This is a genomic window from Dyadobacter arcticus (genome assembly GCF_011762185.1).
GTDB classification, from domain to species: Bacteria; Bacteroidota; Bacteroidia; order Cytophagales; family Spirosomataceae; genus Dyadobacter; species Dyadobacter arcticus.
In genome coordinates, this window is the sequence record NZ_JAASQJ010000002.1 from 809,508 (window position 1) to 833,556 (window position 24,049).

Annotated in this window: 18 protein-coding genes; 2 read left to right on the top strand and 16 right to left on the bottom strand. The window is 44.3% G+C overall.

The features are described 5' to 3' along the window. On the bottom strand, nt 1-1,815 hold the full coding sequence (locus tag FHS68_RS11235; protein WP_167269994.1) for a sulfatase-like hydrolase/transferase: 1,815 nt from the start codon (nt 1,813-1,815) through the stop codon (nt 1-3). A 188-nt stretch (nt 1,816-2,003) separates the two neighbouring features. Between FHS68_RS11235 and FHS68_RS11240 the strand changes: the two genes are divergently transcribed. Next, nucleotides 2,004-4,364, top strand: coding sequence for a hybrid sensor histidine kinase/response regulator (locus tag FHS68_RS11240; protein ID WP_167269996.1), 2,361 nt, complete (start codon nt 2,004-2,006; stop codon nt 4,362-4,364). 38 nt (nt 4,365-4,402) lie between these two features. Here FHS68_RS11240 and FHS68_RS11245 read toward each other — a convergent pair whose 3' ends face one another. Next, a complete protein-coding gene (locus FHS68_RS11245; RefSeq protein ID WP_167269998.1) occupies nt 4,403-6,151 on the bottom strand; it encodes a response regulator in 1,749 nt (582 codons plus the stop codon). Nucleotides 6,152-6,267: 116 nt separating this feature from the next. Between FHS68_RS11245 and FHS68_RS11250 the strand changes: the two genes are divergently transcribed. Continuing rightward, nucleotides 6,268-6,762 (top strand): DUF421 domain-containing protein, encoded by a 495-nt coding sequence (locus FHS68_RS11250; RefSeq protein WP_167270000.1) that lies wholly within the window; start codon nt 6,268-6,270, stop codon nt 6,760-6,762. 19 nt (nt 6,763-6,781) lie between these two features. Here the strand turns inward: FHS68_RS11250 and FHS68_RS11255 are convergent, their stop codons facing one another. The 14 genes from FHS68_RS11255 to FHS68_RS11320 form a co-directional block, all read right to left on the bottom strand. Further along, on the bottom strand, nt 6,782-10,570 hold the full coding sequence (locus tag FHS68_RS11255; protein WP_167270002.1) for a metallophosphoesterase: 3,789 nt from the start codon (nt 10,568-10,570) through the stop codon (nt 6,782-6,784). 1 nt (nt 10,571) lies between these two features. Further along, on the bottom strand, nt 10,572-11,447 hold the full coding sequence (locus tag FHS68_RS11260) for an SdiA-regulated domain-containing protein (RefSeq protein ID WP_167270004.1): 876 nt from the start codon (nt 11,445-11,447) through the stop codon (nt 10,572-10,574). 11 nt (nt 11,448-11,458) lie between these two features. Continuing rightward, the gene (locus FHS68_RS11265; protein WP_167270006.1) at nt 11,459-12,685 is read right to left on the bottom strand and encodes a Pycsar system effector family protein; all 1,227 of its coding nucleotides are present in this window, start codon (nt 12,683-12,685) and stop codon (nt 11,459-11,461) included. 42 nt (nt 12,686-12,727) lie between these two features. Then, complete coding sequence (locus FHS68_RS11270) at nt 12,728-15,121, bottom strand: GAF domain-containing protein (RefSeq protein WP_167270008.1); 2,394 nt, start codon at nt 15,119-15,121, stop codon at nt 12,728-12,730. Nucleotides 15,122-15,144: 23 nt separating this feature from the next. Further along, nucleotides 15,145-16,431, bottom strand: a complete 1,287-nt coding sequence (locus FHS68_RS11275) for an NAD(P)/FAD-dependent oxidoreductase (protein ID WP_167270010.1) — start codon at nt 16,429-16,431, stop codon at nt 15,145-15,147. A gap of 74 nt (nt 16,432-16,505) precedes the next feature. Beyond that, nucleotides 16,506-17,231 carry a methyltransferase family protein gene (locus tag FHS68_RS11280; RefSeq protein ID WP_167270012.1) on the bottom strand — a complete coding sequence of 242 codons (726 nt, stop codon included), beginning with the start codon at nt 17,229-17,231 and terminating at the stop codon, nt 16,506-16,508. Further along, complete coding sequence (cmoA, locus tag FHS68_RS11285; RefSeq protein ID WP_167270014.1) at nt 17,228-17,980, bottom strand: carboxy-S-adenosyl-L-methionine synthase CmoA; 753 nt, start codon at nt 17,978-17,980, stop codon at nt 17,228-17,230. The genes FHS68_RS11280 and cmoA overlap by 4 nt, the downstream gene beginning before the upstream one ends. 122 nt (nt 17,981-18,102) lie before the next feature. Beyond that, nucleotides 18,103-18,666 (bottom strand): DUF4833 domain-containing protein, encoded by a 564-nt coding sequence (locus FHS68_RS11290; RefSeq protein ID WP_167270016.1) that lies wholly within the window; start codon nt 18,664-18,666, stop codon nt 18,103-18,105. 13 nt (nt 18,667-18,679) lie between these two features. Then, the gene (locus tag FHS68_RS11295) at nt 18,680-19,588 is read right to left on the bottom strand and encodes a PfkB family carbohydrate kinase (protein WP_167270018.1); all 909 of its coding nucleotides are present in this window, start codon (nt 19,586-19,588) and stop codon (nt 18,680-18,682) included. 57 nt (nt 19,589-19,645) lie between these two features. Beyond that, a complete protein-coding gene (locus FHS68_RS11300; protein ID WP_167270020.1) occupies nt 19,646-20,356 on the bottom strand; it encodes an HAD family hydrolase in 711 nt (236 codons plus the stop codon). A 92-nt stretch (nt 20,357-20,448) separates the two neighbouring features. Continuing rightward, nucleotides 20,449-21,471 (bottom strand): lysylphosphatidylglycerol synthase transmembrane domain-containing protein, encoded by a 1,023-nt coding sequence (locus tag FHS68_RS11305; protein ID WP_167270023.1) that lies wholly within the window; start codon nt 21,469-21,471, stop codon nt 20,449-20,451. Then, a complete protein-coding gene (locus FHS68_RS11310) occupies nt 21,452-22,387 on the bottom strand; it encodes a CDP-alcohol phosphatidyltransferase family protein (protein WP_167270025.1) in 936 nt (311 codons plus the stop codon). The genes FHS68_RS11305 and FHS68_RS11310 overlap by 20 nt, the downstream gene beginning before the upstream one ends. Then, on the bottom strand, nt 22,380-23,255 hold the full coding sequence (locus FHS68_RS11315; RefSeq protein ID WP_167270027.1) for an ATP-grasp domain-containing protein: 876 nt from the start codon (nt 23,253-23,255) through the stop codon (nt 22,380-22,382). Before FHS68_RS11315 ends, FHS68_RS11310 begins: the two co-directional genes overlap by 8 nt. 70 nt (nt 23,256-23,325) lie before the next feature. Beyond that, entirely contained in the window at nt 23,326-24,039 is a 714-nt protein-coding gene (locus tag FHS68_RS11320) for a sugar phosphate nucleotidyltransferase (protein WP_167270029.1), read from the bottom strand. Between the last annotated feature and the right edge of the window lie 10 nt (nt 24,040-24,049).

Consider the following 24,049-nt stretch of genomic DNA (forward strand, 5'->3'; position numbering starts at 1 on the left):
CTACTCCTCCTTCCCAACCCGCTCCACCAGCACCTTCGCTGCCCTAACATCATAATCAAACATCTCCGCTTTTTGATCTGCAATCTTTTTTACCAGATCCAAAGCAGGCTTCGCATCCTTCCCAGTTAGATCGAGAACATTCAATGCCTGCAATCTTGCATAGGGGTTAGCACTTTTCAATGCATCAGTTAGTGTTGCGACAGCGGCAGATTTGTCTGCACCCGTTATATACAGTGCTTCCGCTGCGGCAATTCGGACGGCAACTTCGGGGTCGCTTAAAACTTTTATCAGGGGCGCTTTCGCCGAACTTTCCTTCAAAATAGTCAAACCAGTTGCTGCCCAATATCTCACGACCGGATCCGGATCGCTTAATCTTTTAATCAGTTCTTTGGAATGCACGGGATTGCGGGAAGTTGCAATGTCGGCAGTCGTAATAATCTTTTCAAAATCGTATTTGCCGCTTCTTGCATAATCGTATAGTGGCGTCTTCTTAGCAATTCCATATAAAATCGCTTCGGGAATAAAGCCAATGTCTTTGCTTTCTCTAATCCACTGATCGTTCGCTTTTTTCAGCCTGACCAGTTCAGCCTTATATTTCGGATCTTCCGCCAGGTTGTGAATGTTATGCGGATCAGTTTCTACATCAAATAGCTCCTCCGCCGGTTTTGCCTCCCAGAATTTGGACTGAACTGCATTTAGTTTTCCCGCTTTATACAGATCTTCCCACGACTTCACCGAAGGTGCGCGCCACAAATATTCAAGGAATTGGCCGTAAATTTTATTGGGCAAATAGTTTCGGATATACCTGTACTTCTTGTCCCTCACCGACCGTGACATATCAATTCGCTCATCCATTCTGCCACGAAATCCATATGCATATGCCGGCTCAGGTTTCTGCTGTTTTCCGAGAAACGCCCCGCCTTGCATATAATCAGGAATTTTAATATCGACCAGACTCAAAACAGTCGGGGCGAAATCGAGGAAGGTGACCAGCCTGTCGGAAACAGTACCTTGTTTATTTTTTGCCAAGTGCGCGTACTTCGGAGGCAAATGAATGATCAGCGGAACATGCAAGCCCGATTCGTACATAAACCGCTTGCTTCTGGCCAGCACGCCGCCATTATCTGCATAGTAAAAAACAACGGTATTTTCCGCCAGACCTCCGTCCTGCAATTCTCGCAGCAACGCGGCAAACTGCCGGTCCATTTCTTCCAGCTTATCGTAATACTGCGCCCAATCGTGCTTCAACTCAGTTGTAGCAGGATGGTAAGGAGGGAGCGGGACTTTCTCGGGATCGTGCTTTAAGGAAGCTACCGGCTCATGCAGCGAACTTTCATGCGACACATTCAGATTGAAAACAGCGAAAAAAGGCTGACCCGGCTTCCGATTTTTATAAGTTGCCTTGTTGCTTGATTCGTCCCAGGCTTCCAACTGATCGGTGGTATTATAATCCTTTTTGGCATTATTGGTCGTGTAGTATCCTGCTTCCCGCAAATATCTTGGGAAGAATTTCACAAAATCTGGCGCCGGATATACGCTGCGCATATGCTCCGTGCCCAATGAAGGTGGGTACATCCCTGTAATCAACGTATTACGAGACGGCGCGCAAACCGGCGCAGTGGAAAACGCATTTTTATATCTAATGCTTTCAGCAGCAAATTTGTCCAGGTTGGGCGTAGTCGCAAATTGATCGCCATAACTGCCCAGCATGGTGGTGTTATCTTCGCTGACAATCCACAAGATGTTCGGACGGCCCTGGGATCTCACGTCTGAAAAACTTAATAGGATTGCCGTAATTAGAAGCCACTTTTTCATGAAGATGTTTTGATGGGAAATAAAATACTGATTAATCCGAAAACATTTACAGGAATTTTACCATTTTTTTCAAATAATATAGCCCGAATCTTAAAAAGCCGTAAAAGAAGTACCCGTTATGCATTATAGAAAGGCGAAGCCTGACTTTTGTTCTTTAAATTTGTTCGAATTAATACTACCGAACATTGATGAGATCCAAGTTCAAAACCGAGGCTTTGGAAATGGTTGTTTCCGGCATTGATGCTGGAATCTGGGACTGGGATTTTCAAACAGGGGAGCAGGTGTGGTCGGATCGGATGTTTGAGTTGCTGGGATATGTACCTAATGAAATAGATTCCAACTATGAAACGATACTGGAACATCTGGTGCATCCGGATGATAAGGGCATTATCGCCATTGCGGTAAGGGACAGGATCGAAAACAACATTCCTTACAAAGTCCAGATCAGATTAAGAACCAAGAATAACGGTTACCGTTCGTTTATTAGCAAAGGGAATGTCCGGTTTGAAAATGGCCAGCCAAAACGAATGGTTGGTTTTCTGCATGACGTAACGGACCAGGTCGACCAGAATGAACAACGCCTCCAATTCGATCACGTATTACAAGATCTCACCGAAGAAAAATTACTGGAAGAAAAGCTGAGTGTCATTTTCCAGAATTCGACGGACGCCCACTTGTTATTTGACGAAACAGGTATTATTGATTGTAACCGGGCAGCGGTTAATATGCTCAAATGCAAAAATAAAAGCGAGCTGCTATCCATCCACCCTGCCCGTTTTTCACCAGAATATCAGCCAGATGGACGCAAATCGTCCGAAAAGTCGGTTGAAATGGATCGTCTGGCCTATGAAAAAGGGTATCATCGTTTTGAATGGATGCATAAGAAAATGGATGGTGAGGAATTTCCAGTAGAGGTTACTTTGAATCCCGTTATCATCAATAATAAAAAGGTACTGCTCGTGGTTTGGCACGACATTTCGCACCGTAAACGGGCAGAGGAATCGATCAGGCGAAGTGAAGCTATGCTAGCTGAATCCCAGCAGCTGACCCATAGTGGAAGTTGGGAGTCTGATCTGATGACAGGCAAAAATTACTGGTCCGACGAAACTTTCAGGATCTTCGGTCTCGAACCGGATCCGAATGGCCCGGAGACAGAGCTTTTTTCAAGTATGATCCACCCGGAAGACTTGCATCTTTACAAATCACATATAAAGGATGCGATCAACAATTTGTCCCCGGCCAGCTTCGACTTGAGAATCGTCCTTCCAGATGGTAACATTAAATTTATCCATGCCATTGGTAAACCATTTCTGGACCAAACGGGCAAGGTGGTCAAGCTTTTTGGCGCGATCATGGACATTGATGAACAAAAAAAGAATGAAAAGGAACTGATTAAGGCAAAAGAGGAAGCGGAAATGGCAGCGGTGGCCAAATCGCAATTTCTTTCCACCATGAGTCACGAGATTAGGACACCAATGAATGCGGTGATCGGCTTTACCCATCTCCTTTTGCAGCAGGACCCTAAGCCTGAGCAGATGGAACACCTGAACATTCTGAAATTCTCGGCGGAAAATCTGCTTGTATTGATCAACGATATCCTTGATTTCAGTAAGATCGAAGCTGGGAAGATCCAGTTTGAGGAAGTAGATTTTAATATACTCTCCCTGCTCGAAAATATCCGCTCGGGTATTCTTCAAAAGGCAAACGAAAAGGGCATCCTTCTCAAATTGCAGGTTAAAAACGATGTTAATATTACCGTCGTAGGCGACCCGGTAAGGCTGGGACAGATCTTGACAAACCTTGTGAGCAATGCTGTGAAATTCACTGAAACCGGTAAAGTCACGATCCTGGCAGCGGTTTCGAAACGTTACGGAGACGATGTTACCATCGATTTTAAAGTGGAAGATACCGGCATTGGAATTCCGGCGGATAAGATTGAAAACATTTTCGACAGCTTTACTCAAGCCACATCCGATACAACCAGAAAATACGGAGGCTCGGGACTTGGTCTTACCATTACCAAAAAGCTTCTTGAATTGCAGCAGAGCAATATCTTCGTAGAAAGTGAGCCCGGAAAGGGATCTGTCTTCTATTTTACCCTTACATTGAAAATCAGCAAAAAACATTTTGCTGAGCAGGTAAATGGCACGATCGTCAACACATTCAGCCTGGAAGGAATCAAGCTCCTGATTGTGGAAGACAATGCGATCAATGTGCTGCTGATGAAAAACTTCATGAAACAGTGGGGCGTTGATTACGATGTGGCCGAGAACGGTTTAATCGCGCTCGGTAAGGTCCAGGAATTTGATTATGATCTGGTACTTATGGATCTTCAGATGCCCGAAATGGATGGTTATGAAGCCACCACGAAAATCAGGCAGTTACCTGATCCCAAATATGCCAAACTACCCATTATTGCCCTCACAGCCTCAGCCATGATGGATATCAAGCACCTTGCATTCACCGTCGGCATGAACGATTACATCAGTAAACCGTTTAGTCCGGCCGAATTATATGCCAAAATTGCTTCTTATCGCCACAACAAATGAGTTTCTGATCATACGTTTCCATATTGGAACTTACACCTTCACTGATTCAAAAAGGGCAATATGTAATTGTAGAAGTCAGCCGGTATAAACGGTTTTGTCAGGTAACCCGTGAAACCATTTGCCAGGGCTCTCTCCTTCTCATTTTCGAATGCTGAGGCAGTCAATGCGATGATTGGAATTTGCTTATCTATTTGCCTGATCAGTAATGTGCTTTCGAAACCATCCATCACGGGCATCAACAAATCCATCAGGATCAGGTGATACGTCCCGTGCTTGAACAGTTCAAAGGCTTCGCTGCCGTTATTGGCAATGTCAAACGAAATATTTTTTCGTTTCAATAGCTGCGTTACCAATACGAGGTTGGTTTTATTGTCATCCGCAACCAGCACTCTCCTATCCGGAAACTCTGTTGTTTGAACCATTTTATCTTCTTCCTCTGGCGCTTTTTTGATTTGATCGGAATAGGGAAGACTTAACTTAAAAGAAAACACGCTGCCTTCGCCTTCTTCACTTTGCAATTCCAGTCTGCTTTCAAATATTCGCAATAATTCTTTCGAAATCGCCAAGCCAAGACCTGTACCTGTATTTTCCTTCTGCACTTTGGGCTTCACCTGGGTAAAAAAGTCAAAAACCACTTCCTGTTCTCCTTTCGGAATTCCTATACCTGTATCGATGACCTGGAAAATGATATTGATCTTTTTTTCATCCCTGCCCAATTCGCTTACCACGAACTTGACCAAACCAACCTGGGTGAACTTGACTGCATTGTGGATCAGGTTGTTCAGAATCTGATTGAGTCGTACTTTGTCCGCAATAAGCTGCGCCGGTAAGCGAGGGTCTATCTCAAAAATCAGCCCAATTTCCTTTTCGGTGGCTTTGGGGACGAAAGATTTCCTTAGAATCTCAAAAAATAGTACGGTATCAAAAGGCTGAGGATCAAGCACAACATGATTAGAATTTATCTTATTGAAATCCAACACACCATTGACCACGTCCATCAAATGGTCCGCAGAAAATTTCAGCGTATCTAGAAGCTCGTTCGGTTTTTTCTGATTGCTTTCCTCCTGCAACATCAGGTGCACCATCCCCACAATCCCATTCAACGACGTACGGATTTCATGGCTCATCATGGAAAGGAAATTAGATTTGGCGCGTGTAGCGTTTTCCGCAATCGTTTTCTGCATTTCAAGAGCTTCATTCTGTTCCTGCAGCGTGTATCTGTAGAAAAACTCCCGCTTGTCTTTGCTGTAGCCCAAATAATTTATGAACGGGAACAACAGGTTGGCGATCAGCACAAACAATCCGCCGTCCTGGAAAAAAATGCTCAATGTAATTTCAGCCACGAAAAGAATAGACAGCGAAAAAAACAGGATACTCAATGCGCTGCAGATTATTGAATACCTCACCGGCCAACGCAAGATAAGTCCGGCAAATATGACTGCCAGTGTGAGGTTCAGACAGGATTGCACGTAGGATAAGTGAGGTCTGGATAGCAAAAATGCATAAAAGCAGATTAGCGTAACGTATGTAATAAAGCTCAGTTGCTGGCCTGTGATGATCTTCTTATAATTCAAAAACAGGTAGATCAGGATCAGGGTGCCGGAGATCAGGTGCGTCTGCCAAAGGGTATCGAAAAACGGGTCTTTTGCTAAATAAAATGCGACAGAAGAAGCAGGGTTACAGATCAGGAAAGCGATGCAGAAAAGCCTGTTGGATGTACGGGACTTTAATTCCGCCTCTTCAAGCCAGATTTTCTCAAAGGAATCTGAGTAGTAAATATTTTTCAAAGCGGGAAGGTTTCAGAACGTAGTAGAATGCGCACGAAATATAAGTAGCGTCTTTTTAATTTAATAATTAATGTTATTTTACAACGAATCACCCAATAAAACCGCTGCATTCTGCTATGGAAAAAATCCTTCACATTGATTGGCACACCCTGTGGGTACCTCAGGTTTCACCCCTGGAAATTATCATCCGCGGAACGCTGACTTACTGGTCGATTTTCTTGCTGCTTCGATTTTTTCGGAGAGGGACTGGTCAGTTTAGTGTAAGCGATATCCTGCTCATAATCCTTATTGGCGATGCGGCACAAAACGCTATGGCAGGTGATTATCAAAGCATTACCGAAGGAGTTATCCTGGTAGGAACGCTGGTGTTCTGGGACCTGGCCATTGATTGGATGGGATTCAAATCCAAAAGATTCAACCTTTTCGCGCAACCCGAACCCAAACTTTTAATCAAGGACGGCGTATTTCAGCACATCAACATGCGAAAGGAATTCATATCAGAGGATGACTTGCATGGCTATTTGAGAGAGAAGGGCGTCGGAGACCTTAAGAACGTTGCAGCCTGTTACCTGGAAGGCAGTGGAAACCTCAGTGTATTGGAAAAGAAATAAGCGATTAACGATACAGTCATCAAAACCAAAACCCGATCTGTAAAGCGATTCTAGGGCTTTCCTCCTTTTTTTCTTTGGGTATAAATGCGCCTACCGCAAACGTCAGGATATCGACGGGGGCCAACCAGATACCACCTCCATAGTTGTAATGCCAATTTTCGGTGGGATCATTGTCGCCCAGCCAGACACGACCGTAGTCGAAATTGCCAAAAACGCCGTAAGTAAGGGGTAATGTGGGATTATAGCTGCTGCCAAGCCTTACGCGCAGATCGGTGTCGTGCCAGATACTGCTTTTTCCATAAAACCTTTCGGTACGGTAGCCGCGCAGTCCCTGCTTGCCGCCAATGGTGGGCATTTGAAAAAATTCATAGCCATTTCCAAAGTTTAGTCCAGTACCAATTTGTGAAGCCAGGATGAAGTTTTCGCGCTGATCAAGGTTGCGGTAAAAAGCAAACTGTGCCCTGAGCGATCCAAAGTTCCTATCGTTTTTGAGGTTTGATGTCCAATTAATTATGGTGTGAAAACGGATACCTGAATGTGGTGCAAAAATGTTGTCGACGCTGTTGAAATCGAACTGGAACTTCGCGCCGCCGAAACATTTTGTTTTAAAAATATCCTCACTTAGCCCATTTTCGGAGCTGGTAATGAAGCGCCCCGCGGTCGCCTGAATGTCGGAAGCTTCGATAAATGGCCCAAGGGTCAAAAATCCACTATTTCCGCCAAAACGTTTCTTGATCGCAGGATATATATGCAATGCACTTTGCCTTACGCGGTAATAATTGGCATCATCACCAATGCGGACAGAATTATTTCCCAAACCCGCATAATTGAATGCATAAGTCGGGCCATGATAATAGGTATCCAGATAAAAATCAAAACGCTTGAATGCATTGATGAAATCGCCCGTGTAATTGACTTTGAAACCTTTTGTACGGAATGCGAAGCTGGCACCAACACTCTGAACGGACTTATAAGGCTCTTTTTTAAAACCATACTTGGTAATATTCACATTGGAGCCAATAAAAAAGCCATCATCCGGGTTGGCTCCAAGTACTGGAAATGGTATTGAAATATCGTAATTACTTTCAGCGCTTCTTCGGTCGTACACATTGTAACGGTATGTCCCCGAGGCCATTACCTTCGTATCCGGGCCAGCATTAAATGTATTATTCCCCTGATCATCAAATACAAAGGTCCTTTTCCCACCTGAGCTCACGTGCGAGCTATCCGTAAAAACATCTTTTCCCAATCCGCCAATCAACCTCAGCTTAATCCCTTTGTGCACATCGCCTGTTACAATAAATTCATCCTTATCCCCATTGCCGTAAATGTTAACGTAACGGGTAACATTCCGCTCAAAAATCCGCTTATAGTTCTGGTGTTTAATCCGACCGTCTTTCCCGGTTTCATATACTGTTACGCTGGTATGTCCATCGTCAAGCCGCTCGATTACAAAGCGTTCCTCTTCTTCGGTTCCTATCACATTCACCGATTCACTGACGAATTCGTAATGTTCCCTTGCAATCTTCATCAGGTTGTCGCGGCGGGATTTAATGCCCGCAATTAATGCAGGAGACGCAATTTCTCGGGCCTTGTGTGGCCAGCCGTCAAAAGATTTGGCAATGATATCGTCCGTCAGGTTTGCCTGGATAAATTTCACTTGCGCTTCCCATTGTTCCCAGCTTAATGCATTCAGGAAAGTCCGGTCAAACAGCCGTGCGCTCCAAGTTGTCCATTTCAAACTTTGAATATCTGGACTAAATGATTGGAGCTGACGCAAAAAAGGCAATGTAAGCCGGGCAACACCAGTCACCAAACCATCATATTTCGAAAAAGCCTGGTCCCTGTCGCGGGGGATGGGGCGGTAAATAATATTTCCATCTTTTTGCTTAACCGACGACCAGGCCCATTGGTCGTCATGCCGGTCCCAGTCACCAATCAGGAAATCGAACAACCGGGTACGAACCGCCCATTCTTCATCAATCTGGTGTTTGCTGCTTTCCAATATATTTTCAACCAACTCGGGCGTGCTTACGATCTTATCCGGGTTTCCAAAAAAAGCCGCCTGTTTCCATTTTTTTCCATCAGGCCGCTCTTCAACGAGGTTCATTGTCCCTCCAAAAAGGTCAGTGAATGTCGCGAGCGCAGGTTGCGCAGGAACATAATAAAGTTTGGGATTAGTATGATAAACCTGAACCGCATCCGCCATAACGGGCATCGAAAGCGGTGCGAAAGGATTCGTTGATAAAAAGTTATCCTCTACTAAATACTTTGCTGCTACCATTTGATTAAATGGGAACGGCAAAAACCGGCTTACGTCTTTGGTTAGTCCCCTCATTGCATATTCCTTATCTTCCTTATCACGAAGCCGCAATGAATTAGTCTGGTTTCCCCCGCCTTGCTTGACAGGAGTTACGCCTCCTTTGTAGGTACTAAGATCCAGCACGGGAAAAGGATATTTTTCGAGATATAAAGGGCGGTGATGTTCCCCAAAAAGAAATTTATGAAAGTTGCCAATGGGCTTGACTTCATTGCTGGTGACAAATCGGCTGGTCGAGTCGGCATGCTGGTCATACTCTGAGAAAAAGGTAGAATCCGGCGTTTCCACGACTGGCTTATCTTTGATTTTTTTCTGAAATGACAGCGTCGCGTCCTTCCCATTGGCATTTACATTCCAGTAACTCACCCAGGTTTCGCCACCTTCATAAAAACTCAATGTAGCATAACCCAATGATGATGAGGCATATAGAGACCCTTTTCCAAGACTTACAGGGCTGTTTTTTGAACCGCTTCCACTCACAATGTATTCCTGCCCATCATTTTCTATAAATTGCAATGCATGTTCATGTCCGCTTGCAAAAATAAAATTCCCATTCTTCTTCGCCCCGGCCAGTACCGCTGTCTTTAAGTCTTTATAATGCTTGTTGGCAATATCCTGCCGTGACCCAATCGACGCCCGGAACAGTGCGCTCAAACTTCCCAGCCCAGGAAGCGGAATGTACAAATTCGGGTTCATTTCGGTGAGTGGGAACAGGTGCTGCTTTACGGTAAATCGGCCTCCATGAGGCCCGTAAGTGTAAAGTGGATGGTGCATGGCAATCACCACATTCTTGTTTCGGTATTTTCTGACCACATTTTCAAAAATAAACCTGAATTGATCCCGGTTTTTGATCTCGCAGCCATCATTGATTTTCTGGTCCCGGTCCCAATCGGTAAGCCACCATTGCGAGTCCACGACGATGACCACCACATTGTCGTTCAGCTCAATGACTTCCGGGCCCGAGCATCCGTCGGGCGGAAGGAAATAGTTTTCCCAATCTTCCTTGTCCTTTTTTCCTCGGCGCTCGTTTAGGTATTTGTTAATGTATTTTTCCTGCCGCTTCAATCCCTTCACTCCCCAGCCACGCCAATCGTGGTTACCGGGCAGAAAAACAGGTCTGCCCGGAAATTCATCCAATGTTTCTAACTGGGAATTGATCCGGTATTCCGCGACTCCCCTATTCAGCGAATCCTCCGAAGGCGGCATGCCATATTCATAAATGTTATCACCCAGAAATAGCGCAGAGCTGTTCTTGGATTCGGTTGCCAATTTGGTTTTGAGGTATTCGAGGACCGGCGCGCGGCTTCGCGGAGAATCATTACCTGCATCGCCGATCAGATACATGGTATGCTTTAATTGCAGTTCCGGATCGGGGGTGGAAGCGTTCCATTGTGCGGCCTCTTTGGAATAATGCGTTTTGTAACTGGCACAGGAAGAAATGCCGGCTATTAAAATAAAAAAAAGCATTAACCGTAACGGAAAAACCATGTCAACGTGATAATTTCTTGAATTTAAGAATGTTACCACTAAATAAATCATCGCCTTCGTTTGAAATATACAAGCTACCGGTCCGATCAAACGCAATTCCCTCCGGCTGGATAAACTGGTTTCCGCTGAGCGGCAAAGCACTCTTCACTTTCCAACGCTTGTCGGTAACGACCATCAGCTTATTGACCGCCGAAATGATATACCACTCTCCTGTCAGAGGATTTTTAGCAATTCCAGAAGGACGGAACCCTCGGGCTACTTTCCCGGTAAAGGCTTTAATTTCATCAACTTGGATTGAAAATGTCCTGGCAGACTTAGTAGAATCAGTCGGATTGATGATGTAGCCGGTCACACTGCTTTTGGAATCATCACCCGGACAATTTTTACATATAATGTAAAGCTCCCCGGAGGTTTCATCTCCATACATTCCCTCATATTCGCCTTTTGGTAAAATCCCCTTTTGCTCTCTCACGCCCTCCGGATCCTCAAAAACCGCCTCTGATAGTGGATATGAAAACAGGGTACCGTTACTTTTCAGGATAAATACCGTATTCCTTAGGATTGAAACATCTTCATAATCCCCTTTTTTTGAAAATTTGGAATTGAGTTGTTTACTCACTTCCCAAGCCAGACGGAATAATTTTCCTTCTTCGTCCTGTATAGCATATACGGTATCATTCCTGCCCTTGTTCAATGCTATCCCTGAGATTTCAAAAAGGCTTTCCGGCATATTAAATTTTTCAGGGCTATCCAGGTCATAGTCCTCGCTGGATGCTTCCTTTTTCTCGGTAGCACCGCAGCCGGTTAGAAGGAGGACTAATATGAGCCCGCTGAATAGATTTCTGAGTGCAGTAAGATGAAGGTATTTTTTCCTCATATTGGCAGCGATCAATGTTCAAATAGCAGGGACGCGACGACGAAAGAAATCACGGATGCGACGATGCCAAACATGAATACATTGTAGCCAATGCGGAGCAGCCGATATTTCCTTCCTAACACAACTCCCTGAGAATAAACATCTTTGGTAAGACTCCCATACAAAAATTCGCGATCGGCCATCATTCGCTGCATGCCGTTGGAGTAATCATTAAAAGACATCCGATAGAAATTTCCAAAGAAAAGCAGGTTTACATTTTTTGTATCAATGTCCTCCTGCGTAAAGGTTCCATGCGGGATCGTAGGCCGGGTTGATAAAATGGAAAAAACCATGGTAATCATACAAACCGTCAGCAGCATGGTGGTGGGCAGGATCAGGTACGCATTGTCTTCCAGTCTCCGGATGAGCACACTCAGCAAAACCGACATGATGATGGAGGTAGTTGTGATCATGATATGTGCCTTATTATCAGCCATATCACTTAGTCGCTGATGATTATTGGAGCTGATCCTGAACATAGTTTCAATCCCCTTATCCGGCCTGTCTGACTTAGGTTTCTTACCTTCACCTACTTCCATGGTCACCACTTCTTCATTCGGTAGTGTGGCTATCTCATCATCCTGTTTGGCTTCCGTTCTCCAATCTTCATCCTTCTCCTTTAATTTTTCAAGGTTCTTCTTTTTCTGCTTATCCAGCAAATTACGGCAGTAATCAGTTTGGTATGTATGTGATTCCAGCAACTTGATCGTGCTTTTACGCCACTCCGACTTATCGATTTTCTTTCCTAGCCGCTGCTCAGCCTCCTTGCGGACGAGCTTATTCCAATCCATGAATTCGGGCAGGCCCAGATGGAACAGGTCTGCATCACATACTATCTGCTGCAAGAGTCCATTCGGGCTTTGCGGCCAAACAGTGGCGACAATGCATCCTTTGACTTCATTGACAACGCTTTCGTCAATACCGTCTTGCCTCAGAAATTCTGCCGCCATCTCGGCACCCCGCTGCTCGTGTCCGGCTGATTCGCCGCTGATATACCCAGCGTCATGAAACCACGCCGAAGTGACCACAATGAATGTTTCGCGGTCGTCCAACTGATAATGGTTTGCAATTTTAACGGCATTCCCTACGACGGACTCGGTATGTATCAGATTATGATAAATCAGTTGGGAAAGTACTTTTGCCCCAAAAAAATGTTGGACATGGTGCTTAACTTTGTCAAGCCGATGATGGTAATTCATAGAAAAAGGTGCATTTATTGAGAGTCTGTCATTGAAATGCGGTCAGCTCCATTCCGCATCCAGGTTTACGCCTACCCGTAATGCTTTTAGTCCAGTGACGCCCTGCAATTCTTCGAGGTCCAGAAATTCCAGATCATTCAATAAAGTATTTTTTTCTTGTAAATACCGGATATACCCCACATATTCTTCCGCAGATTTATTATTGAAGTATACCAGCGCAATTTTTCCAGGTTGCGTGAGCCGCTCCCCGGTGCCTTTGATGTGCACTTTATCAATGCGTTTCTTGATCACCTGATAGCGGATATTGTACGCACCCTCCACATCAAAACGCCGTTCATCATCTCTGAAACTAATGTCAATGCTGGTAGAATGGATGAAAATTAATTGGGTTGTTTCAAGAGACTTTTCCATCTGGGGTACCAGTGAATGCGTAATCCTGGCTATCGCAGCCATGGATGTCAATTGCCATAACCGAATGTTTTTCAGATAAAGCTCACTGAATTTCTTCTCAGGCTCAATGGATTGCCCAATGTATATGTCATACTCAATCCCGTCGGTCCTGAACTTCTCAAAGTAAGTCGGATACGATTGCTGGATTTCCTTTCTGAACAGGTCCAGATACAGGTTTACAGCACCGTTGATCTTTTGCATGGACGTTTCCAGCGCCTTTCTATTTGCATTGGCAGCACCGGTATGCTCATCCACGACTTGAAAATATCGGTCAATACGCTCTCTGATCAATGCTTCCGCTTCGGTGTTTTCTTTTTGACCTATGCCAGAACGCTGAAGGCTTTCTTCTTTGAAATGCAGCAGAAACGGATGCGCCTCATATTCCAGAAAATCCCTCACCTTCATTTCGTCGTTGTCCGTCGATTCATCATTGATTTCCTGGATCCATTTTTTGCATTTATAGATCATCTCATCGGCAAGGCCAAATCCAAGGTTTTGTTTCAGGACAGTAAAGGTTTCTATCAATAAATTAAATTGAAGGTTAAGGTCTTGTCGTAAAGCAATGTTTCTTTCGAGCGTCGAATTACGGATATCAACGGCACCATATAGCGGATACACATTTTTAAAATGAATGTTCTCAATAGCCGCGTTATTGGGGCTTAATGCTTTATCTCTCAGATAATGCCATGCCGTTTCCCTAAACCTCCACTGAACCGCAGGCTGCAACGAAGTAAACTTCTCTTTGATCACATTATCAATGCCGATATTGAACTCGTCAATGTAATTTTTAAAGATCTGGGCTAAAAGCGGCAATGCTGTATCCAATTTAGACAGTACCATTTCATTGACAGCATCGGAAATTTTGGAAAACACTTCCAGTAACCCTACGACCCGGTTATCATAAAAAACAGGTATTAAGGCATAGGAGCGCACGCCATCGTTATATAGTAACTTGGCGAAGTCCTTCTTGGGGACATCATCCAGTTTCACTTCCCGGATAATCATGGGTTTGGGTGCCTGAAGATATTCATCGGCCATTCTCAGGTACATTTCCTCGGCCATCCCATTGGCAGTTGCCGCGTTCATCAGTTTGCTGTAAAGAACGGTACCCTTGTTGAAGATGAGCTTGTTATTGACCCGCAAGATCGCCATGGAGCCAAAATCAAACTGGGGATTTCCGATCAGCATTTTTAGGGCAGTCGTGACCTGATGAAAATAGGTCTCCGAATCAATGGATGCCCTTTCCAAAATCGTATTCTTAATGCTTTCCACAGCATGTTCTGCGGTAACATCCACCAGCGTGATCACCGAAAAACCTTCAAACCGGAATAAGGATAAAGGCAGCATTGCTGCGATCTTGTACACATCAAACGATTCCCTGATCGCTTCCAGGTCCAGATGTGGCAGGACGTCTTTGGGAAATATCTCACAAAAACGGGTATCAATATTAAGCTTATAAAATTTCTGAAGGCCCGACCTTTCATCCAAAAGCGTAATGATCAGTTCGTGCTTGCGCATGGGGGGCACGTGATACAATCTTTCAAGGATGAAAGAATAAAGCATCTGCATCTTCTCATTTCTGGTATGCGGATCGTCCTTCATCAGGTCGCACCGGATATCTCCTGTATTGCTGTCGAGCAGTAAGTCGTAAAATCCCGAAGTGCCATAAAACACCACTGGGTTTACCGGCGCACTCATAGCCCAGCAAACATCCTTTTCATCGGCGATGGGTGGCATCAGCATGCCATAGATCAGGCTCAGTTCTTCTTTGTATTTGCCAATGTCTTCCAGCGGAATAATAGCACTAAATTCAGGTTTGGCTTTCAGCCTTGCGAGGACCATTTCGAAAAATGTCCGCTTTACGGTTGTTTCCTGATCCGTTTTTCTTTCAAGGAAATCTATAAAAGGAACGAAAGAAATAGAAGTGTCTATCTGCTGGATACCGAGTGGTGAGTCTTGTGTTACATCAATTGTAATCGGTTCCATATTTTCTGATTTGTAATGTCAATTCAGCCGGCTTTAACGGGCTCTACCTGTCCCTCCCTCATCGCCGGCTTGATGATCATTCTGAGGGATTGGTCTTTGGTAAAATAAGCTACCATCCAGTTATACAAGGTTTTGATCCTGTTACGGTGGTTGATTAGAGAAATAAGGTGAATGAAAAGCCAGGCCAGCCAGGCGATAACGCCTTTAAAATGCACTTTTGGTGAAGGCATGTCAACTACTGCTTTGGCTCTCCCAATGATCGCCATTGACCCTTTATCGCGGTATGCAAATGGGTGTAATGGCTGTTGTTCAGCAATGAGCTCAAAATTCTTTGCAAGCGTTTTACCTTGCTGAATGGCCACCTGAGCTACCTGTGGATGACCAGTCGGAAAATTCGCATCCGTTGATTGCAGGCAAGAATCGCCTATCGCATAAATGTTATAAGCGCCATTGACTTTATTATAAGCATCTACGATCAGCCTTCTTCCACGACCGTACGATTCGGCTGGCATTCCTTCAAATACTTTTCCGGTTACGCCCGCTGCCCAGATCAGCGTTTTAGATTCAATGGTTTCTCCTTCTGAAAAGAAAACTTTATCATCTACAAAATCGACCACGTGGGTATTCAGCTTGATTTTCACTCCCAGTTTTCTGAGCGCCTCGTAGGTATCTTTCTGCGATTTTACGCTCATGGGTGAGAGCAATGCGTCGCCCCCATCCACGAGGTATATTTCACTTCCCTTACCAGCGAGTTCAGGATATTCTTTTTTGAGAATCCCATTTCGCATTTCTGCGAACATACCGGATATCTCCACGCCGGTAGGTCCCCCGCCTGCGATGACCACGGTCAAAAGCTTCTTTACTTCTTCGGGATCACTACAAATGGTGGCTTTTTCCATTTGCGAAAGCATTTTATTCCGCATTCCAATGGCATCTTCGAGCGTTTTCATCGGCGTAGCATTACGCTTCACATTTTCCATCCCGAAGAAGTTGGTCTCAGCCCCGGTAGCAAAGACCAGAAAATCGTAATCGAGTTCGCCGTTTGAAAGGATGATCTTATTTTCGGCAGGAACAACCTTCATCAATTCACCCAGCCGAAAGTGGAGGTTCTCTTTTCCTGAGAACAACTTCCTGAAAGGGTAGCTAATGCTGGATGGTTCTAAAAATGCCGTCGCGACCTGATAGATCAGCGGTGGAAAGAAATTGTAATTGTTCTTATCAACAAGCGTTACTTCAAACTTTTTGCTTTTTGCCAAGTCCAGAGCGAGATTCACACCTGCAAATCCTCCCCCAATAATTACGATATTCATGATTTCCTGTTGAGTTGTTAGGGACCCTACTGACAATAGCGTGCCACAAAAAAGCTACACCAGGCCAATAGGAATTATAATACATCGGTCATTTTACCGGATTTCTTGAGATACCTCACATAACCGTATGCAGCACCCAAGATGATAACAATACTAATGAACAAAATGATCCTGCTATCGCTGTTTGGGATGAGTTGAGGGTATTTAAAGATCAACAATGCTGAAATACCGATCAACCAAACCAGCAAAGTATTGTACTCTTTCAGCAGCCAGCGGTTATAATTAAAATGCATGCCGTTCAACGTTGCAGAAATGCCCCTGAAATTGATGAGCCACCTGTTTACCCTGCTGCAATATGCATCAAACTGGGCACCAAACTTATTCCTCAAAAAATTCTCTTCCGCCAGCACAATGGCCTGATAAATAAACAGGAACAATGGCATCACAATCGCAACATAGATCAGCGAGTTGGCCAGTATCCCCACGCCAAGCAGCATTAAAATGTTGCCTACGTAAAGCGGGTTTCGGCAATGACGGAAAATCCCCTCCGTCACGAGTTTTTCTGCGTATACTTTCTTATCCTTCCCTCCCCGGATAATGTAAGCCAGCCCAATGGTAATACCTCTTATGATTTCTCCTGCAAAAGTGACCAGCAAACCCAGGATAACTGGAAAGAGAAAATATTTGTCCCCAAACTGCTCCGGCGCAAAGAGTAAGGGTGACGGTATAAATAGTAATAGATAAAGAAAAATGAACAGGTTATTCCTGTATTTAAAAAAGAAATTCCCGATTGCGATCATGATTTTTTATAAGCTATCATTCCTGAAAAATTATACCATTTGAAAAAGACTTCACAATCTGTGAAACCGGTTTCCTTTAATAACAATGTGTTTTCAGATAACTTATAAGGGATCAAAACGTTTTCCAACGCTTCTCGTTTCTGTGAAATTTCCAATTCACTATAATGGTTACGACGTTTATAGTTGTAATAATACTTTATAAAATCTCTGTTAAATTGTGAATTTTCGGTAAGTACTTTTTCAGCTAGCAATAATACCCCTCCCGGGTTCAATCCTTTGTAAATATTCCGTAAAAGCCTCTCGCGGAAAAGCGGACGGACAAATTGCAATGTGAGGCAAAGAATAACCACCGAGGCATTTTGAATCGGAAGATCTTCCTGGTGTAAATCACCCGCCACCAAATCATAAGGTCGAACAAAACCCGCTTCTTTCAATTTTAAATCGCACTTATCGAGCATTTCAGGGGATTCGTCTATGCCGACGAACCTGACATCAGATGGTATCAGCTTGTCAATTTCGATCATTGTGGTACCCGTCGAGCAGCCCAGATCGTAAACCGACGAACCTTCCTTGGCATGATCTGCGGCGATCTCACCAAGCATTCGCTGAATTTCATTGTAAAAGGGTACCGACCGGCTGACCATGTCGTCAAAGACTTTTACTACCGTGGTACCAAACTTGAAGTCTGACACTTTGTTAATTTCATCTTTAAATACCTGGTCCTCATTGGTATTTCCCGTATTCTCCATAAGGCAAACAATTAAATTGGGTTAGATTTTCAGGACACTTTTCGTTTGAATAGAAAAGTCTGCCCCAAATATCCGAACTTACTCGGTAACCTTTGCTAGGATCATGACATTGATGTGTCATGTCATGAAGGTTTTATTCGCTGAATTACCGTTTTACCAGTTGCTGTCTCAGTTCCTTTTAATTCAATATAAAGCACATTGGGTGACCAGAATGTACCGCCATCGATCCGGATAAATACCCGCGAAAGAATACACTCCTTTTTATCAATGTTTGCGTAAACGTGGTAAATATTCTTCTTATCCTTCCGCAAAGACATGGGAAGTTTAGAATAGGCCACTGATGTCAACTCGTAGGAGGAATTCCCCGTCGATTTGAAATTAATACCATACGCAAATTTCTTTTGCAGATAATTGAGCTCCCGTCTGGTCCCTCCATCCGTGTAACGTATCCAGAAGGTATGAACAGGCTCCTTCTCTCTTAATTGGCCTTGTTCGTCCAAATTAAGCTGATAACAGATTGTATTCGCATTCGGGTCACGCTGAATATAAAAAAGCAATCCGGGAATATTCCTTGGTATTGGAAATTCATCAGGCTCAGCTGCATTGTTTTTGTCAGCGGAATAGCCTCCTGAATACGAAACAAGCGTCAGGCAAAAAGCCAGCAGCATGCTAATTATGTATTTCATAAAGATTTAAGAACTATAAATAAATTGCCTGGGCAATCATTTCTCTATCACAATCACCATATTGGAGCACTTCATTGACCATTTCCGGGTCTCCCGAAAATGGTCCTGACGACTGGATTTTCAATGTAGCCATAGCCGCACCAAACTCTCCTGCCTCCTGGCTATCCGCTCCTTTCACTTTTTTACTCAGATACCCCGCCATGTAGGTATCTCCGCATCCCGTCGCATCCACCACGGCCGATGGCTTGTAAGCCGGTACCGTCACAAAATCATTGTTCTTATAAATCAGTGAGCCTTTGCTCCCTAACGTGATGATTACTTCTTCAACTCCCCAGCCAGCCAGAATTTTAGCTCCTTCAAGCACATCGCGCGTACCTGTTACCACTTCCATTTCAAATTCATTGGCTTTCAGGATGGATACATATGGAAGCGCCTCTATCTTATCGGCCCAGTCGGTGTAAAAAACCTTCTGGTCTTTCACATACCTGAGATAGCCCTGAATGTCGAGTGAAACCAGTCCTTTCGAAGCGAGTGATTTCAACAGGTCCACAGAAATATCGTCGGAAAGCAATGGTCCCAGATGAAAGATTTTCGCTTCAATACCGGGCATTTGGGCTAACGTGAATGGCGACGCTTTATGCAAAACATTTTGTTGGCGATGATCCTGATTGGCGCTGTAAATGTTTTCGAAGTAAACGGTATAGGCACTGTTTTGAGAAAAAACTTCGATGTTCTCATCCCGCAACCCGGCCACAATGTAATTTTCATTTTCCGCCAGCGCGGTTACCAGCATATAATTGACATCAAACTGCCTGAGCGCCTTCGAAAAATAAAATGACGTGCCGCCAGGCATGTATTTCACTGATTGGGCCGTAACTACCTTATCCAGTGTTATATGGCCTATGGTACATATATCGTACATGACTTTTAAACTTTAATTTTATCATGGCACTTCACATGTCCTGATAAAAGTGAACAACTAGCCCAGATCCTTAATCGCTTCTGTGATCTGGTTAAAATCGGTAATCTCAACATCCGCTTCCGAAATCTGCTGCGGTTCCAAAGCCTCATCCCAACCTTTTACATTCAACCAAATCGCCTTACATCCAAGCTGTTTGGCTGGGTTAATGTCTTTGGAATAAGAATCCCCAACCACCACACATTCCGCAGGAGCAAAACCAAGAATGTCAATTCCAAGCTGGTAAATTTGCGGATCAGGCTTCCGGACGCCCACCACAGCAGATTCTACAACAGCCTGGAAGTAACTTCCAATGCCAAAATCCTGCAACACATTCTGAATGTTCCCGTAAAAATTGGAAACCATAACGATAGGGTAATTTGCTGCCAACTGCGCCAAAGCTAGCGTTGCATTTTTCACGGTAGTGTGTGCGAAATCATTGCATTCTCCTGCGATTGTTTCAATTGCAGCATCATCAACTTCAAAACCCTTCTCTTTCAAAAAATTAAACTGCTGCTCAACCTTCAAAAAAAGCACATCATAAAAAACGTGATGCGGCTTAACGATGGGGTTCATCGCCAATGCCTTCTCCCCAAATGTGTATGCTTTTGCAAACGTTTCCCTATCTGCATTTACTTTATTCCGCTGGTAACTTTCCCACAAAACATTAGCCCAATGAAGCCCGTTGGTGTCAATGGTGCCGCCGTAGTCTAGGAGGATGCCTTTTATCATGTTCTGTTTTTTGGAGGAGGGGGAGGAAGGAGAAAAGGGAGGAAATTTAATTCCATTTTCCCTCCTCCCTTTCTTCCCATTCCTCCCATTAATTAATCGCTAACAGCTAAAAGCCCCTTTTCCTTCTTCTTTTCCACCTTCCTACTCACCAACGCCAACCCAATCATAATCCAAACGATTTCCCTGATCCGCATCACTACTCCGATGAAAATTCCCGGGGTAGCCGCTAATCCTACGCTTTTTAATGCCAATACCAATCCACCTTCTCTGGTGCCCAATTGCATTGGGAAGAAAAATATCAGATTGGCGAAAAGGGATGAGCCGGAACTGACGATCAATGATTGGGACAGGCTCATTTCCAAGCCGATAGCATGTGCTGTGAAATATATTTCCAAACAGCCGATTACCCTGGCAACAAACTCAAAGAACAATGATTTATAAAAAACATCCTGCCTCTCCGCATATAAAATCCTTATCTGCTCGTCCACTTCATAAAGTGTTTCAGCATTTCTCGCCGCAAATTCGCGGGCCTTATTTTTGACAAAAGGGACTTTTTCGAGCAGGCGGAATGTGCTTACTGTGAATCCTTTTTTATAAACATTGATAAACCAATAGCCCAAACCCAACCCAGCGATCAGCAGCATTCCGCAGCCTGTCAGCATGGAATTGCTCAAAGGCACCACCGCCACGATCAGGATAATGGACGCCAGCCAGAAAAGAACATGCGAAAACATGTGCATCAGACTGTAAGACAGTACCGAAGAAGTCGCTTTCTGGATTCCCAGCACCGGTTTCAGTTCCAGGATCCGGTAAGGTTCTCCACCCAAAGCCACAAATGGCGTGATGTAATTGATAGCATAACCAGAAATCGTCAGCCGTAAAACAGACCACAAAGACAAATCACTTTCAGGCAAATTGGGTTCACGGATGATAGACCGAAATGCAAATGCATTGAGTATATAAATCAATAACCAGCTGCCAACTACGGGTACAAACCAAATCCCTGTCCGCTGAATATCGCTCCATATCTCAGCCAGGCCCGTTCCGTAGACCATATAGCCAAGGGAAATAATGCCTATTGCAAGGAAAAGTGCTTTATACGCCTTGGAATTCATTGGCTTCCTTTTTCAGGATTTTTTGGTAAAAATATTTGCTCACCTTCTCCTGATTTACAATCATATAAATCAGGATTGGGTTTAGCACAAAAATGTCAAAGAAGAAATAGATCCATGATTGATCGATGAACAACCACAAAAACAGGAACAGCACGCGGGTATTGAACTGTACAATATTGGTATACTTCATCAGCGGCTTATTTTGAGCCCTGAAATCGGTAACCAGCTCCGCGGGTAAGCCGCTGTGATAATGCTTTTTGACTATTCCAAGCAGCTGTTGCAGATTGGGTGAAAAGCTTTCCTGCATTTTGGTATAGTTCAAGTAAAAGCGCGCGACCAATTTCATCCCGAAATTCTTGGACCAGGTCATCGCGTCGTATTCCTTCTGCAAATCCCGGCTGCTATCCAGCTCGCTCCCGGTTGTTCCTTTGATAAAAAACAAATGCACATTCCGGTAATAATCTGCCATCGCTGACTGAATCACATGGGATACACCAGCCAAAACGCCGGGTACCCAGATCCATACACTCCAACCCTCCTGCTGGCTGCGAAGGCAGAGCGCAATGTGGATCGCGATAAACCAGAAATCTCCGGCCGCTCCGTCCAATATCCTACCCAGCCTGCTTTTATCATTCGTCATCCGGGCAAGTTGTCCGTCTGCGCTGTCGAGCGAATTCGCGAATACCAGCGACAACATTCCGATCACATTAATCCACAAAGCCTGGTAATAGAATAAAATGCCAGCGGCAACTCCAAAAAATATGCTGATGATGGTAACCGGATTGGGCCTCAAACCCACTTTTGCACAAAACAATGCGATCTGGTAACCGATCGGCCGATAGAACCAGATATCGATCTGCTCCTCGGTATCGCTGGATTTTAAAGAATTTTCAAACGAAGTGGTTGGGTTAGCCATGAACTGTCGTTGTAAACTTTTGATAAATCCTGTTCGCAATGTGCGGCGCTGCCTTGTCGCGGCACGGTGCAAAGCTCGGCCAGTCGTTCAGGTCAATGATGCGGAAAGAGCCGTCTTTGCTCACAATGGCGTCTCCGCCGTAAATGTCAATTCCAACAACCCGCGCAGCTTTCGTGGCTACTCTCCATAATTCTAACTCATCAAATGGGTTATGGACTGGGTCTCCGTTAATCTGCTGATAACCGGCAAACTTATGATGGTTGCTGTCGTAAGGATAAAACCAATAGAAAAAGTCAGTACCGCGCACGCCGTAAAACTTCACCAGATCACCGATCAGATGTTGGGAAATAACAGCATCAGGAATGTCGCGCAGTGCATATTCGCGCAAAATCTCCTTGGCTTCTTCCTTCGACCTTGCATACGAAACATCTTCCTTATGGATCGCATGGAAATCCCCGCGTTTGATCCAGTAACCTTTTCCTTTAATCCGATCGAAAATTTCGTCGTCCTGATAGCTGGTAGGTACAATGCAACTGTCAGCAACCGGGATATCATTCAGGTTCAATGCATTGGTCAGGTTGGTACGAAAGCAGTTTTCAATCCCAAATGCGGAGTTAACCACTACTTTTCCAGTTTTTTCCAGCATTTGCAACTTGGCAACAACTTCTTTCTGCCGGGCCATGGTGAATATCTGTTCCTGTTCCACTAATTCCATTTCAAGAAACTCATCCTCACAACAAATTGTAACCCTGAAACCCAATTTTTCAAGCGCCTTTGCAGTCAGCTGAAAAATCGCGTCGTCATTACCAATGTGATTAGGCGAAAACTTTTTATTGCGGTGTACGCCGAGTAATTCTAAATCATTCATGTACGCTGCGCCCGGCAAATTCTCCGGCCTTTTATAATTGGTGTCAGTTTGTCTTTTTATTCTAATGTTCCTAGACCATTTCTTCTGGCCTTAGAAACAATTCTGCTGTACGGATATCGCTTACATGATCGACATCCACGATTTTGGAGAAAGGATAAGCCCGCAGCTTCACACCATTGTCCAATAACTGCCTTTGAAAATTCCGCATGCGGCTCAGTCCGTTTTCCATTGCCTGCTTCACATTTCGGATTGCCTTTTCTCGGAAACAATAAATCCCACCCGACACAAACAGTGTTTCGGTACTATTCACATCTGTAAAAGCCGTGATCATTTGATCCTCGTCAACAGTCACAAACAATGGGCTTTCGTCATCAATGAATGAGGTTACCGCCATTTGTCCTTCCCTATCCGGATTATTTTCGAATTCGGTGATAAACGCTTTGAATTCTTCCTCTTTGAAAACGGTATCGGTCGTAGTAAGGCAAACCGAGTCAAGATTGGGATCCGTTTTCAAAAGCTCATAAACGCTATGCAAAGAACTTGGCGTTGATTTTTTGACCACTTCAATCGGCAATGTCAGGCTTAGTTCAGATAAATGCGCTTCAAGACTTGTCGATTCTTCACGAATAATGATCATGATCTTCTCTGCATTGTTCCGCATGAAAATGCCGATCAGCCTGTCAATCAGCATTTCACCATTGAGGCTTACCATTGGTTTTGGAAGTTTAAATCCTCCCTTCGCCAGCCTCGAACCTTCCCCCGCCGCTATGATTGCATAATTCATATCGCTGCCT